This window comes from Pseudomonas sp. NPDC087358 (genome assembly GCF_044900785.1).
GTDB lineage: Bacteria > Pseudomonadota > Gammaproteobacteria > Pseudomonadales > Pseudomonadaceae > Aquipseudomonas.
Map to the genome: position 1 here is coordinate 522,508 of NZ_JBJDOA010000001.1, position 14,593 is coordinate 537,100.

Sequence of the window (14,593 nt, forward strand, 5' to 3'; positions counted from 1 at the left end):
TATATTGTAGGACCGCTGGTGAGAGATGGGCCGTTGCGCCCAGGCAGCACCACTTTCCTGGCGCCGCGAACTCACGTAGAGCGGTATCCTCAAGCCCCAATCAATATGGCTGCTCGTTGGTTCGAGACGAATCGCCCGCCCTCGCCCAGGATGCGGCGATTCTGCGTTGGCTTCACTTTGCCCATCCCCGCCATATGCGGCAAACTGGCCGCCTCGTGGGCGTTGCCCCTTTGCGCAGAATTCGTATGACCCGCTCCCCGTTTCGCCGTCTTGTGTTCGGCACCGTGCGTCGCTTGCTGTATCTGTGGGTACGCTCGGAGACCATCAATCAATCCTCGTTCACGCTCAATCTGGACCGCAGCCGTCCGGTGTTCTATGCGCTGCAAAACCCCTCCATAAGCGACCTGGCGGTCCTCGATACTGAATGCCGCAAGGCCGGTCTGCCGCGCCCGGTCCTGCCGGTGGCGGTCGGTGACCTGACCGAACCTGCGGCGTTCTTCTACCTGACCCCCGAGCCTGACTGGCTGGGCCGTCAGGACAAGCGCGGCGCGCCACCTACGCTGGAACGACTGGTGGGCTCGGTCGCCCAGAACGCCGCCGAAGACGCACAGATCATTCCGGTGAGTGTGTTCTGGGGGCAGTCGCCGGACAAGGAGGACAGCCCCTGGAAACTGTTGTTCGCTGACAGTTGGGCCGTCACCGGACGCCTGCGACGCCTGGTCACCCTCCTGATTCTGGGTCGCAAGACTCGCGTGCAGTTCTCCGCGCCGATCCATCTGCGCGAGCTGATCGATGAGAACAAAGGCTACGAACGCACCGTGCGCATGGCCCAGCGCCTGCTGCGGGTGCATTTTCGCAACCTCAAGACCGCCACCATCGGCCCGGACCTGTCGCACCGACGCAACCTGGTCAAGGGTCTGGTCGCTGATCCGATGGTCAAGCAAGCCATCCTCGATGAGGCCGCGCGGGAGAAAATCCCCGAGGCCAAGGCCCGGGAAAAGGCCTTGCACTACGGCAACGAAATCGCCTCGGACTACACCTACACGGCGATCCGTTTCCTGGAAGTGGTGCTGAGCTGGTTCTGGAACAAGATCTACGACGGCATCAAGGTCAGCCATCTGGAAGGCGTGCAAAACGTCGCCCAAGGCAACGAGATCATTTATGTGCCCTGCCATCGAAGCCATATCGACTACCTGCTGCTGTCCTACCTGCTGTTTCGCAACGGCCTGACGCCGCCGCACATCGCCGCCGGCATCAACCTCAATATGCCGGTGATCGGCAGTCTGCTGCGCCGTGGCGGCGCGTTCTTCATGCGCCGCACCTTCAAGGGCAATCCGCTGTACACCGCGGTATTCAACGAATACCTGCACACGCTGTTCACAAAGGGTTTCCCGGTGGAGTACTTCGTCGAAGGCGGACGTTCACGCACCGGGCGCATGCTCCAGCCCAAGACCGGCATGCTCGCCATTACCCTGCGCAGCTTCCTGCGCAACTCGCGCACCCCTATCGTCTTCGTGCCCGTGTACATCGGCTATGAGCGCGTGCTCGAAGGCCGTACCTACCTTGGCGAGCTACGTGGCGCGGCGAAGAAAAAAGAATCGATCTTCGACATTTTCAAGGTCATCGGCGCCCTCAAGCAGCGTTTCGGCCAGGTCTCGGTGAACTTCGGCGAACCGATCAGGCTCGCGGAATTTCTCGACCACGAGCAGCCCGACTGGCGCCAGCAGGAACTGGGGCCAGTGTTCAAGCCGGCTTGGCTCAACGGCACCACCCATCGTCTGGGCGAGCGCGTGGCCCGGCACCTGAACGAAGCCGCGGCGATCAACCCGGTGAACCTGGTAGCCCTGGCGCTGCTGTCGACCAACAAGCATGCGCTGGATGATCAGGCCCTGGCCCGGGTGCTCGACCTGTACCTGACCCTGCTGCGCAGCGTGCCCTATTCGCCGCACACCACCCTGCCGGATGGCGATGGCCGCGCGCTGATCGAACACGTCAAGGGCATGGCGCTGTTGTCCGAGCAGAAGGACGCGCTGGGCAAGATCCTCTATCTGGACGAGCAGAACGCCGTCCTGATGACCTACTACCGCAACAACGTACTGCACATCTTCGCGCTGCCGTCGCTGCTGGCGAGTTTCTTCCAGAGTTCGTCGCGCATGAGCCGCGAACAGATCCTGCGCTACGCCCGAGCCCTGTATCCGTACCTGCAATCGGAACTGTTCATTCGCTGGCAGCTGGAGCAGCTCGATGGGGTCGTCGATCAATGGCTGGCGGCGTTCGTCGAGCAGGGTCTGCTGCGTTTCGAGAACGACGTGTACTTGCGCCCGGCGCCGAGTTCGCGGCATTTCGTGTTGCTGACGCTGCTGTCGCGGGCCATCGCCCAGACCCTGCAACGTTTCTACATGGCCATCTCGCTGCTGCTCAACAGCGGCCAGCACACCCTGACCGCCGAAGAACTGGAAGACCTGTGCACGATCATGGCCCAGCGCCTGTCGATTCTGCATGGCCTCAATGCCCCGGAGTTCTTCGACAAAAGCCTGTTTCGCCACTTCATCCAGACCCTGCTCGATCAGGACGTGCTGCGCAAGGACGAGAGCGGCAAGCTGGGTTACCACGAGCTGTTGGGTGAGCTGGCCGAAGGGGCGGCCAAGCGTGTGCTGCCGGCCGAGATTCGTTTATCGATCCGCCAGGTGGCACTGCATCGCAATGAAGAGGTCCTAGAAACAGGCCCGAGCGTCTGACGCTACTTTGTAGGAGTGAGCTTGCTCGCGATGCGTTGTGTCCGACACCGCGATGTGGGCTGATACACGGGATCGCGAGCAAGCTCACTCCTACAGGCATCTGCGGGCATCAATACCACCTAACAAGGAGATCCCACCCGATGAAACACCTTCTGCTGACCCTGATGGCCACCGTGCTGGCTGCCTGCGCCCATGCACCGGATAACATGCCCGGCACCGTCGATGGTGAAGTGTTCTACCTGCAACGCATGGCCCTGCCGCCGACCGCGACCTTGAAAGTCACGCTGCAGGACGTGTCACTGGCCGACGCACCGGCGAAAACCCTCTCCAGCCAGAATGGCCCGATCAAAGGCCAGGTGCCGCTGCCGTTTCACCTGACGTACGATCAAAAGCAAGTCCAGCCCGGTCACACCTATGCCGTCAGCGCGCGGATCGAGGTCGATGGCAAGCTGCTGTTGATCAGCACCGAGCGCTACACTGTGGACCTGACGCTGGAAGAAAAACCGCCTGTGAAGATCCGCCTGAACCCGGCGCAACAGTGACCCCCGCTTCCCCCTACTACTGAAAAGGACGCAATCCATGCTGCTTCGCTCCCTCACGTTCACTGGCCTGTGCGCCGGCCTGCTGCTGTCGGCCAGTGCCTTCGCGCTGTCGCTGGGTGATCTGTCGCAATCGGACGCGACGGGCGGCCTCAAGGACGCGCTGACCCAGGGCGCGCAGATTGCCGTCAAGCAACTGGGCGTGCCCGGCGGCTTCAGCAACAACAAGGATGTGCGCATCGAGCTGCCGGGCAAGCTCGGCAAGGTCGCGAGCAAGATGAAGCAGTTCGGTATGGGGACCCAGGTCGACCAGCTGGAAACCAGCATGAACCAGGCCGCCGAGGCTGCCGTGCCTCAGGCCCAGGCATTGCTGGTCGATGCGGTGAAGAAGATGAGCGTGACCGATGCCAAGGGCATCCTCAGCGGCGGCAAGGATTCGGCCACCGAGTACCTGAACAAGTCCAGCCGCGAGCAGATTCGCGCCAAGTTCCTGCCGATCGTCAAGCAAGCCACTGACAAAGTCGGGCTGGCGCAGAAGTACAATGCTTTCGCAGGTCAAGCGGCAAGCCTGGGTGTTGTCGATGCCAAGGACTCGAACATCGAAGGCTACGTGACCGAAAAAGCCCTCGACGGTCTGTTCGAAATGATCGCCAAGCAAGAAGAAAGCATCCGCGCCAACCCGGCGGGTGCTGCCACCAGTCTGGCGAAAAAGGTCTTCGGCGCGCTGTAACCGCACGGCTTCAGCCAAAACAAAAAGCCCCGACGCCTGCAAGCGTTCGGGGCTTTTTTTCGGCTTCGATCAGAGCTGCAGCCAGGCCATCACACCCAGCACCACACTCAACCCGCCCGCGCCGTAGGACACTTTCTGCAACCACTCCTTGCGGGTCAGCAGCGTGATGGCAGCCATGGAAATAGCCATCTGGATTGCCATCATCGCCTGCGCCCAGCGGTGGTGGGAATGCAGCACGTGTTCTGACTTTTCGTCCCACTCCTGTGCCTGAGCCTCAAGCGCTTCGGCCTTGCTGCGTGCGGCCTCTTTGTCGGCCTTGTAGCGTTGCACTTGGGCGGTGTAGTGCGCGGCGTCCAGACCCGGAATATGGCTGGCCAGATCAGCCAGGTTTTCGCGGCTGGACTTGGCCTGATAGTAGTTCCACTGGTTGGACGCCTCGGTCTTCTTGATGGCCGCGTTGTTCTTGTCCATGGCCGCCTCGCTTTCGGTAGACCCTGCCTGGTAGCTGAGCAGGGCACCGACGGTGGCCATGATGGCCGTCATCACCGCGATCTTTCCGGCAAAACGATCGCCGGTGGTGTGCGCGTGTTCGACATGATGTTCGTGGGGGCTTGGGACTTCGAAGGATTCGGACATGGACTTCTATCGCCTGGGACGACGTTGACTCGGATGGTGCTTGAGCAGCCGGAGCTGGCCGGCGGGACTATAGGAGATATCCCGCAGGGTGAGAAGCGGCACAGTGATTCCGTTCAGGCTGCAGAAAGGCACCAGCCTACTGACATGCGACCCATCGCTTTTGACTCTGGCCGCAGGCCGTGGGAGCAAGCTTGCTCGCGATCTACCGGGGACCGGCAGCAACGTCTGACCGTGCATTTTGTCAGGTACACCACAATCTCGGGACCTGCGGGTGCTGCGCGCCAGGTCGCTGGCAAGCCAACCTCCCACGCCCTCCGGGCAGAGGCAGGATGGCCAACCCCGTTACCTTGATTGACTGCGGGCGCGTTGCTACAGCGCCTCGCCCTTCTTCACCCTGAACCACGCCGCGTACAGCGCAGGCAGGAACAGCAGCGTCAGGGCCGTGGCGACGATCAGGCCGCCCATGATCGCCACGGCCATCGGCCCGAAGAACACGCTGCGTGACAGCGGAATCATCGCCAGCACCGCCGCCAGCGCGGTCAACACGATGGGCCGGAAGCGCCGTACCGTGGCTTCGATGATCGCCTGCCAGCGGTCCAGCCCGGCGGCGATGTCTTGCTCGATCTGATCGACCAGAATCACTGAGTTGCGCATGATCATCCCCGACAGCGCGATGGTGCCCAGCATCGCCACGAAACCGAATGGCTGGCCGAACAACAGCAGGAACAGCGTCACCCCGATCAGACCCAACGGTGCTGTGAGAAACACCATGAAGGTGCGTGAGAAACTGCGCAGCTGAATCATCAGCAACGTCAGCACCACGACGATGAACAACGGTACGCCAGCGTTCACCGAATTCTGCCCGCGGGTCGCATCTTCGACCGTACCGCCGACTTCAAGCAGGTAACCGTCCGGAAGCTGCGCACGCACATCTTCCAGCGTCGGCAGGATCTGGTTGACCAGGGTTGCCGGCTGTTCCTTGCCGTAGATGTCGGCGCGCACGGTCACGTTGGGCAGCCGGTTGCGGTGCCAGATCACGCCTTCTTCAAACCCGTATTCCAGGGTGGCGACCTGAGACAGAGCGACGCTGCTGCCGTTGGCCGTCGGGATCGACAGACTCGACAGCGCGCCCAGTTCGTGTCGCTCCTGTTCGGTGCCGCGCAGGAGGATCTCGATCAGCTCGTCATCCTCGCGGTACTGACTGACGCTGGAGCCGGTCAGCTGGCTCTGCAGGAAACGCGACAGATCAGCAGTGGTCACGCCCAGCGCCCGGGCCCGGTCCTGATCGACGTTCAAATAGACCACCTTGCTGGGCTCCTCCCAATCCAGGTGCACGTTGACCACATGCGGGTTTTCCCGAACCTTGGCGGCGACCTTGCGCGCCAGCGCACGTACCTGATCGATGTGCTCGCCGGTCACCCTGAACTGCACGGGATAGCCTACAGGCGGGCCGTTCTCCAGACGCGTGACACGAGGCCGCAACATCGGAAATTGCTCATCCAGGGTCTGAATCAACCAGATGCGCAGGGCCTCACGGTCCTCGATGGTTTTGGCCAGTACCACAAACTGCGCGAAGCTGGCGGCAGGCAGTTGCTGGTCCAGCGGCAGGTAAAAGCGCGGCGAGCCGGTGCCGACATAGGCGACGTAGTTATCGACGCCCGCGTGGTCCTTGATCATCGCCTCCAGCCGCGCGACCTGCTCGGTGGTATTGCTCAGCGAGGCACCTTCGGCGAGCTTGAGATCGACCATCAGCTCCAGCCTGCCCGAGGCCGGGAAGAACTGCTGAGGCACGAAGCGGAACATGCCAATCGACAGCACGAACAGACTGACCGTCAGCACGATCACCGTCTTGCGCCGACGCACGCACCAGCCGACCAGCGCCCGCACACGCTTGTAGAACGGCGTGCCGTAAGGATCAGGGGCATTGGCGCCGGATCCGTGTCTGGCGGCATGGATTTTCGCCAGATCTGGCAACAGTCGCTCGCCCAGATACGGTACGAACACCACCGCCGCGACCCAGGAGGCCAGCAAGGCGATGGTCACCACCTGGAAGATTGAACGGGTGTATTCGCCGGTACTCGACTGCGCGGTGGCAATAGGCAGGAAACCGGCGGCGGTGATCAGCGTGCCGGTGAGCATCGGAAACGCGGTACTGGTCCAGGCAAAGCTTGCGGCCTTGAAGCGGTCGTAACCCTGTTCCATCTTGATCGCCATCATTTCCACGGCAATGATCGCATCGTCCACCAGCAGGCCCAGCGCCAGCACCAGCGCGCCGAGGGAAATCTTGTGCAGCCCGATGCCCAGGTAATACATGCAGGCAAAGGTCATCGCCAACACCACGGGGATCGTCAGCGCCACGACCATGCCGGTGCGCGCACCCAGCGAGAAGAAGCTCACCAGCAGGACGATGCCCAGCGCCTCGGCGAGCACCTGAACGAATTCCCCTACTCCGGTTTTCACCGCGGCCGGTTGATCGGAGACCTTGCGCAGCTGCATGCCAGCGGGCAGGTTGTTCTGCAGGCGAGCAAACTCACCTTCCAGCGCACGGCCCAGTACCAGAATATCGCCGCCGTCTTTCATCGCCACCGCCAGGCCGATCGCGTCCTGGCCCATGAAGCGCATGCGCGGCGCAGGCGGGTCGTTGAAGCCACGGCGTACGTCAGCCAGATCGCTGATGCGCAACGTGCGGTCGCCGACCCGAATGGGGAAATCGCGAATCTGCTCGACGGTCTGAAAACGCCCGGTCACGCGCAGCTGGATACGCTCGCTGGGGGTCTCGAAAAAGCTCGCCGCAACCACCGCGTTCTGGGCTTCCAGCGCCTGTTGCACAGCCTGTAGCGGCAGGCCGAGGGTGGCGAGTTTGACGTTGGACAGCTCGATCCAGATCTTCTCCTCCTGCAGGCCCAGCAGCTCGACCTTGCCGACGTCCTTGACCCGTTGCAGCTGGATCTGGATGCGGTCGGCATAGTCCTTGAGCACGGCGTAATCGAACCCCTCGCCGGTCAATGCGTAGATATTGCCGAAAGTGGTTCCGAACTCGTCGTTGAAAAAGGGCCCTTGCACGCCTGTCGGCAAGGTCTGGCGAATGTCGCCGATCTTCTTGCGAATCTGGTACCACAGCTCGGGTAACCTGGCCGACACCAGCGAATCACGGGCCACGAAGGTGACCTGCGACTCACCGGGGCGGGAAAACGAGACGATTCGCTCGTAGTCGCCGGTCTCCATCAGCTTTTTTTCAACGCGGTCGGTGACCTGACGCGCCACCTCTTCGGCGCTGGCACCGGGCCAGAGCGTGCGGATCACCATGGCTTTGAAGGTAAAGGGCGGGTCTTCGCTCTGTCCCAACTTGGTGTAGGACAGCGCCCCAACCACAGCCAGCAGAATCATCAGGTACAGGACCATCTGCCGATTGCGCAGGGCCCATTCGGAAAGGTTGAATCGCATCCGTGCTTACTCCTTGGCGGCCAGTTTCACTGCACGATTGCTGCGGTCGACCGGACGCACCTGCTCGCCCTCGTGCAGCACATGAACACCTGCGGCCACCACCCAGTCACTGGGCTGCAGCCCGCTGAGCACCGGCACCGACTCCTGGCCGTAGGCGCCCACTTGAACAGGTGTGCGCTTGAGCGTGTTGTCACTTTGCAGTCGCCAGACGTAGGTGGCGCCGTTTTCGGCAGTCAGCGCAGACAGCGGCACCGACAACGGCACGCTGTGTTCGGACTCGATGAATACGCGAGCACTCTGGCCCAGCTCGGCAGGCACCTTGCCGCCAGCGAAGGCGATGCGCGCAGCGAAGGTCCGCGAGCGTGGATCGGCGGCCGGGGACAGTTCGCGAATACGGCCCGCAAAGCGTTGCTCACGTTGGGTCCAGAGTTCTACGGAGACCGGATCGCCGATCTTGAAGCGGCCATAATTCTGCTCCGGCAGACTGATCGAGACTTCCCGCTCGCCATCGGCTGCAAGGGTGAACACGGTCTGCCCGGCAGCGACTACCTGGCCGACTTCCACCAGGCGTTTGGCAACCACGCCATCCTGAGGCGCACGAAGCACTGCATAGCCGGTCTGATTGTCGGCAACCGTGAACTCAGCCTTGAGCTGGCGCAGGCGAGCATCACCGGCACGGTAGAGATTCTCGGCGTTGTCATACTGGGATTTGCTGACCATCTGCCGATCCATCAGGGTCTTGTAGCGGTCCCGCTCGGAGCGGACCATTTGCAGATTGGCGTCGGCCGCCGCGACTTGCGCGCGGGTGGCGTCCAGTTGCAGGCGCACGTCCTGGGCATCGAGTTCGGCCAGCGGCTGATTGGCCTTGACCCGCTCGCCCTCCTCGACCAGCCGCTTGCGGACCTTGCCAGGAATACGAAACGCAAGATCGGGCTCAAAGCGGGCACGGACCTCACCCGGATAGCTGTCCATCGATTGGGAGGATGGCAGCGGTTGCACTACCATGGCCGGACGCACGGCGGTCGGGGCGGACACTTCCTGACCGCAGCCAGCCAGCATCGAGACAAGGCCGATCGGCACGATAAGGAACAAGGCATCGCGAAACATGGTGTGGCACCTTGGCAAGAGGGAGCTTGGAATAATTGTACTGGCGAGTATATTAAGAATTACCGAACTGAACAGTCCACTAATATATCGATATGCCTGAAGAACCCATGACCGACCCGACATCCTCCACCGGACCTGGCCGTCCCAAGGATCTGGCCAAGCGCCAGGCCATCCTCGAAGCGGCGAAGAATCTGTTCGTGCGCAACGGTTACGCAAGCACCAGCATGGACGCGGTCGCCGCTGAAGCCGGGGTTTCCAAACTCACGGTCTACAGCCATTTCAACGACAAGGAGACGCTGTTTTCCGCTGCCGTCGTGGCCCGTTGCGAAGAGCAGTTGCCGGAGCTCTTCGTGGTGGTGGCCAACAGCGACTCCGTAGAAAAAGTGTTGCTGGGTATTGCCAGAGGCTTTCACACCCTGATCAACAGCCCTGAATCGATTGAACTGCACCGACTGATGATTGCCCTGGGGACCCAGGACTCGAAGCTTTCCGAGGTTTTTTTCGAAGCGGGGCCGCAACGTATCCTGCACGAAATGGAGCGGTTTCTGACGCGGGTGAACGATACCGAGGGTCTGCACTTCGACTCGCCTGCCAGCGCAGCCGGGCACTTTCTGAGCCTGATCAAGGGCGTGTGCAACTTCCGTCTGCTGATCGGCAATGCGGGTTTGCCGGATGAGGCGACCGGTGAGCAGCATGTACAGGAAGTGGTGGCGTTGTTTTTGAAGGCGTATCGCAAGTGAGATGAACGCTCCCCCTGAAGCAGCACGGCTTGCCGGCGGTGGCGTATGTGCAACCACTGCCGCCGGCAAGCCGTATTGCGACAAAGGCAATGTGCGGCTTGAGCGCTACCCCTTCAATGCCTTCTTCGGGTAAATGTCATAGCGACTGGATTTACCGTCCAGCGCATAGCTGGGCTTGGCGCCTTCGATGCACGGCGCCTTGCGCGGGCGCTTGACCACCACCCGGTGGGTTGCCAGCGCCAGCGCGGCTTCGAGCAGGGCCGGCGCATCCATGTCATCGCCCACCAAGGGTCGGAACAGGCGCATCTCTTTCTTGACCAGCGCAGTCTTTTCACGATGGGGGAACATCGGGTCCAGATAAATCACCTGCGGCGGCTCACCTTCCCAACTGCGCATCAGGTCGATCGAATTTCCGGTCAGCAGGCGCATCTGGGCGACGATTGCGCCCACATCCAGATCCTTGATGCCGCGCGCCAGGCCATCTTCGAGCAACGCCGCAATAATCGGTTGGCGTTCGATCAGGCTCATCTCACAGCCAAGGCTGGCCAGCACGAAGGCGTCCTTGCCCAAGCCGGCGGTTGCATCCAGGACCCGCGGCCGTACCCCTGGCTGGATACCCACGGCCTTGGCGATCATCTGCCCGCTGCCACCGCCGAACAGACGCCGATGGGCAGCTTTGCCTTCAACGAAATCCACCCGCACCGGCCCCGGCGCATCCTCGCCCAGTTGCTGCAATTGCAGCCCATCGCCACTCACCTGCAGGGCGAAGTCGGCTTGGCTGTCGTCCAGCGGCAAGCCCAACCGCACGGCCCACTGCGCGGCGCTGTCCTGCCCCTCGGGGATCAGGGTTTCGACCCGAATGCGGTTGCCCGCCTGTTGCTCACTCATTGCTCACACGTACTCGATTTTTCTTAATGATTGGCAAAATCTGCCGATAACGAAAGTATCCGGCATTTTGCCAGACCCACGGCATGTACTGAGCGCTTATGTCAGACATTCAGCAAACATCCTCGATAGGTCACTTGACGTACGCTGGCGACTACAGCGTACGCAATACCGAAACCCTGAGCGGCGTCACGCAGCTCTGGCAGGACGCGTTTGCCCGTGCGATGGCTCAACAGGTCGACGACAACGCTGGCAGCACGCCTGAATACAGCACGGTCGCCGCGACGGACAGCATGACCGGCGAACCGGTCGCCGGCGCGACCACCCTGAGCAAGATTGTCCAGCAGCGCGAATGCCCGGTCGAGGACAAGGAAATCGCCCCGCCGGAGCCGTTGTTCCTGCCGATTGCCGAGTTTGAATGGGATCTGGCTGACAAACCCGCCGTACCCTTCAGTGCCAGCGAATTGATCGCGCAGCAGCGTCACCTTGAATTCGACAGCAGCTGGGTCCGTCCGACCGTGCTCAACCCTTACGACGACAACATCAACCCCGGCCCTGGCCCACAGCCGCGGCCACTGTTCCTGCCAATCGCCGAGTTCGAATGGGACCTGGCCGACAAACCTGCCACGCCTTACAGCAGCGAAGAAATGACTGAACAACAGCGCAGCCTGGAGTTCGACAACGGCTGGGCACGGCCGATTGTCCTGCAGAACCTGCGCATCGCGGCCTGACGCCTGAGACTTTACCCAGGTTCCACGGCGAACATTGTGTAGCAATCCGGCTCGCCAGCGGGGGCGTCCTTCAGATCGCTATCGCCGGCAAGCCTTGCGGCTACAGCGCAGGATTCGCCCCCCTACCGACACACTCGCCAATGGCCCATGTCCACATGAAAATGGTTGTGGTGGGCCGCGTTGTAGTCTGGCCCGAGCACGGTGTTGAACTGTCGGCAGGCGCCATCCCTGACCAACCGCAGAAATCTGCCGTTGTCGCCTTCATCTTTCCAGTCCTTGAGCACCGTAATTGTGCGCCCGTCTGCCAGACGAAAACCTGCGATGTCCAGAGCATTGGCCGATGCATGCTGGCTCAGGCGCCCCTGGCTGCGGTTGTAGACGTTGCGACAGGCAAAGCTGCCGAGGTGGTCGACCTGCGTGACCTTCTGCCCGAACACCGCCAGCGCGGCGGGCTGCAGCGCGTGAATATCAAATAGCGCATAGGCGACCGCCAAGGGGCAGCTCGACAGAAAGCTGCTGCTCAGCGCCACGTCGCCGCCCTGGATGCGTAACGTGTCGGTCAGAGGACATTTGGCATCGGTGGCGCTGTCGGCCTGATGCGCATAACGCAGGGTCGAGGTCTGCAAGGCCTGATCGCACAGGGCCGGATCATCGCGCAGTCGCCACAATTTGAAGGTAGTCAGCAGGTTCGGCTCGTCTTGCACATTCAGCGGCGCCCAGGGATTCCAGCGATCCGCCAGCGGCAGCCAGCCACGCCACACGGAAACGGCGATGCCCGCACAGCTCAGCAGCAACAGAAAAAACAGGGTCGAGCCACGCATGGCCTGGTTCCAGTCAATGGCACAGTGTCCTGCCTATCGACCTCAGAGCAGACCGAGTTGCTCAACCTGCGGGCCTCGGTCCAATTCGGGTAACCCAGGCAAACCCGGCAGCAGCGCCATCAGCCGCTGGTGGAAACGTCTTGCAAGCTCCGGCGCCTGGATATTGTCCGGCGTGTGCAGGAACACGCAGGGCGTGCGCCCTTCCTCGATCCAGCCGGCGACCTTTTGCGCCCACTGATCAAGAAAACTGTCGTTGGCTTCCAACTCAGGGTGGCCGATGAAGCGCACCTGCGGGAATTGAGTCAACGCAGCAGGACGTGGCGGTATTTTCGGTTTTTTCGATTGCGCATGGAGCACCGCCGGGTCACTGGAAATACAGCTGAACAGCGGTCGCGAGTCCAGGCAGATGCGCTCCACGCCCCGATCGAGCAGCAGGCGATTGAGCGTGCGCTCGTGCTCGCCTTTGTTGAAGAACGCCATGTTGCGCACTTCCACCGCCAGCGCCCGGCCCTCCAGCGCTGCGATGAACGCGGCCAATTCGCCCAGACGATTAGGCGTGAAGCTGGCCGGCAGTTGCAGCCACAGCGGCTGCACCCGGGCGCCAAGCGGGGCGAGCAGTTTCAGGAAGTCTTCGGCGGCAGCCAGGTGTTCGCGCAAGTCGCCAGCATGACTGATATCGCCCGGGAACTTGGCGGTGAAACGAAAATGTTCGGGGAGAACCTGCGCCCAGCGCTGCACAGTGGCCACAGTCGGGCGCGCATAGAACGTGGTGTTGCCTTCGACTGCGTTGAACACCTGGGCGTACAACTCAAGGAATTCCGGGGCGCGCGCGTCGGGCGGATACAGCGACTGACGCCAGGCGTTTTCGCTCCAGGACGGACAGCCGATGAAGTAAGGCGGGTTGGCGACGTTCAAACGTGAAGATCGAGCCCGGAGACTTCAAGGTCCCAGTCGACAAAGGTAGAGGTGGTGAGGTAGCTGCTCAACGCATGGGCAACGCGGGTGCTCATGGCGCGGGGAAAGATGATGTCCTGCTGGCGAGCAGGCACATTTGCCGTACCGCCGGTCTGGCGACGAGCCGGTTGGGCAATCACTTCGACGTCGTCGATCACTTCCTCGGAAGCACTGTCAATCGTCGCAGCGCCTTTGCGTGGCTTGCGCTTTATCGGGTACGAACGTTGTGAAGGACCATTGATGCGCATCGATGCTTACTCGGCGTCTTGTAGTGGCAATTTAATCTCACCCATTGGCATCAAGCAAATGAGCGAACGATAACTAGACCACAGTTATTACAAAACGTTTGAGCCCGCCCGGCAGAAAATGCAAATTTGTCGCCGAACGGTAGTCACTGCTGTGACTTGACTCGCAAATTGAGCGTGCAGGCCCTGCGTTTGGCCATCGTCAATCTGGCAGGGTTCGGCGTTGTGCCAGTGGGAAAGGGCTCGCTGGCGCCTACATTCTTCAGTACACAGAGATATCGCCCGGTCTACCGCTTTCGCCAGCAAGCCTGATACCACACGTGCGTGCACAGCTGACAGAACTCAACGCGCCTTGGGCGTTGCCACCTTGTCGCGCAGGTACACCGGCTGGGCATCGTCGGCGACGACCGCTTCGCCGCGTTGCCAGGCAAACTGCGCCAGGTTCAGGATGTCCTGGGCGTGAGGCAGCAGGCTGGCGTCGTGAGCGGTCAACGTGACCGGAATACGATCGGCGTAACCCCACCCGGTGCCGGCGCCGAACCAGTCGCCCGACGCCTGGGCTGGCAAGACTGCGTGCTCAGGCGCCAGCACGGCTTCAGCACCCAGCAGGCGCATTTCACCTGCCGTCTGGTGGTAGCAACCCCAGTACACCTCGTCCATACGCGCATCGATCGCGGCCGCGACTTGGTTCGCGCCCTGTTCGCGATAGGCCCGCTGCGCCAACGCGGCCAGGTTGGACACCGGTAACACCGGACGATCCAGAGCAAACGCCAGGCCCTGCACCACACCGATGGCGATCCGCACGCCGGTAAACGCGCCAGGACCGCGACCGAAGGCAATCGCATCCAGTGCCGACAGCCCGATGCCCGCCTCGGCCAGCAAGTCCTTGATCATCGGCAGGAGCTTCTGCGCATGCAGGCGCGGGATCACCTCATAGTGAGTCAGCACCTTGCCGTCGTGCAGCAAAGCGACTGAGCAGGCTTCAGTGGCGGTGTCCAGGGCCAGCAAGGTGGTCATCGGGGT

General features: G+C 61.9%; 13 protein-coding genes. 5 read left to right on the forward strand and 8 right to left on the reverse strand.

Translation table 11 applies throughout. The annotated features are described in order from the left end of the window. Nucleotides 1-245: 245 nt before the first annotated feature. The 3 genes from plsB to ACI2KS_RS02330 all read left to right on the forward strand — a co-directional run bounded on the left by plsB (nt 246) and on the right by ACI2KS_RS02330 (nt 4,007). Entirely contained in the window at nt 246-2,738 is a 2,493-nt protein-coding gene (plsB, locus tag ACI2KS_RS02320; protein WP_404616794.1) for a glycerol-3-phosphate 1-O-acyltransferase PlsB, read from the forward strand. A gap of 140 nt (nt 2,739-2,878) precedes the next feature. After that, complete coding sequence (locus ACI2KS_RS02325; RefSeq protein WP_404616796.1) at nt 2,879-3,280, forward strand: YbaY family lipoprotein; 402 nt, start codon at nt 2,879-2,881, stop codon at nt 3,278-3,280. 37 nt (nt 3,281-3,317) lie between these two features. After that, nucleotides 3,318-4,007 carry a DUF4197 domain-containing protein gene (locus tag ACI2KS_RS02330; RefSeq protein WP_404616797.1) on the forward strand — a complete coding sequence of 230 codons (690 nt, stop codon included), beginning with the start codon at nt 3,318-3,320 and terminating at the stop codon, nt 4,005-4,007. A 69-nt stretch (nt 4,008-4,076) separates the two neighbouring features. On the opposite strand, the gene ACI2KS_RS02335 is transcribed toward ACI2KS_RS02330, so the two are convergent. The 3 genes from ACI2KS_RS02335 to ACI2KS_RS02345 form a co-directional block, all read right to left on the reverse strand. Next, nucleotides 4,077-4,643, reverse strand: a complete 567-nt coding sequence (locus ACI2KS_RS02335; RefSeq protein WP_404616799.1) for a DUF4337 domain-containing protein — start codon at nt 4,641-4,643, stop codon at nt 4,077-4,079. Nucleotides 4,644-5,012: 369 nt separating this feature from the next. Further along, nucleotides 5,013-8,087, reverse strand: coding sequence for an efflux RND transporter permease subunit (locus ACI2KS_RS02340; RefSeq protein WP_404616801.1), 3,075 nt, complete (start codon nt 8,085-8,087; stop codon nt 5,013-5,015). Between the two features lie 6 nt (nt 8,088-8,093). After that, a complete protein-coding gene (locus tag ACI2KS_RS02345; RefSeq protein WP_404616803.1) occupies nt 8,094-9,194 on the reverse strand; it encodes an efflux RND transporter periplasmic adaptor subunit in 1,101 nt (366 codons plus the stop codon). A 107-nt stretch (nt 9,195-9,301) separates the two neighbouring features. Here ACI2KS_RS02345 and ACI2KS_RS02350 point away from each other — a divergent pair, with 107 nt between their 5' ends. Continuing rightward, nucleotides 9,302-9,934 (forward strand): TetR/AcrR family transcriptional regulator, encoded by a 633-nt coding sequence (locus tag ACI2KS_RS02350; RefSeq protein ID WP_404616805.1) that lies wholly within the window; start codon nt 9,302-9,304, stop codon nt 9,932-9,934. A 105-nt stretch (nt 9,935-10,039) separates the two neighbouring features. Here the strand turns inward: ACI2KS_RS02350 and ACI2KS_RS02355 are convergent, their stop codons facing one another. Beyond that, a complete protein-coding gene (locus tag ACI2KS_RS02355) occupies nt 10,040-10,822 on the reverse strand; it encodes a class I SAM-dependent methyltransferase (protein ID WP_404616807.1) in 783 nt (260 codons plus the stop codon). A gap of 98 nt (nt 10,823-10,920) precedes the next feature. On the opposite strand from ACI2KS_RS02355, the gene ACI2KS_RS02360 reads away from it, so the two are divergent. Further along, on the forward strand, nt 10,921-11,550 hold the full coding sequence (locus ACI2KS_RS02360; RefSeq protein ID WP_404616808.1) for an energy transducer TonB: 630 nt from the start codon (nt 10,921-10,923) through the stop codon (nt 11,548-11,550). 122 nt (nt 11,551-11,672) lie between these two features. Here the strand turns inward: ACI2KS_RS02360 and ACI2KS_RS02365 are convergent, their stop codons facing one another. The 4 genes from ACI2KS_RS02365 to tsaB form a co-directional block, all read right to left on the reverse strand. Continuing rightward, nucleotides 11,673-12,371 carry an extensin family protein gene (locus tag ACI2KS_RS02365; protein WP_404616810.1) on the reverse strand — a complete coding sequence of 233 codons (699 nt, stop codon included), beginning with the start codon at nt 12,369-12,371 and terminating at the stop codon, nt 11,673-11,675. Between the two features lie 42 nt (nt 12,372-12,413). Beyond that, nucleotides 12,414-13,286, reverse strand: coding sequence for a DUF72 domain-containing protein (locus tag ACI2KS_RS02370; protein ID WP_404616812.1), 873 nt, complete (start codon nt 13,284-13,286; stop codon nt 12,414-12,416). Beyond that, nucleotides 13,283-13,573: a hypothetical protein gene (locus tag ACI2KS_RS02375; RefSeq protein ID WP_404616814.1), complete on the reverse strand. Its 291-nt coding sequence runs from the start codon at nt 13,571-13,573 to the stop codon at nt 13,283-13,285. The genes ACI2KS_RS02370 and ACI2KS_RS02375 overlap by 4 nt, the downstream gene beginning before the upstream one ends. A gap of 339 nt (nt 13,574-13,912) precedes the next feature. Then, complete coding sequence (gene tsaB, locus ACI2KS_RS02380; protein ID WP_404616816.1) at nt 13,913-14,587, reverse strand: tRNA (adenosine(37)-N6)-threonylcarbamoyltransferase complex dimerization subunit type 1 TsaB; 675 nt, start codon at nt 14,585-14,587, stop codon at nt 13,913-13,915. Between the last annotated feature and the right edge of the window lie 6 nt (nt 14,588-14,593).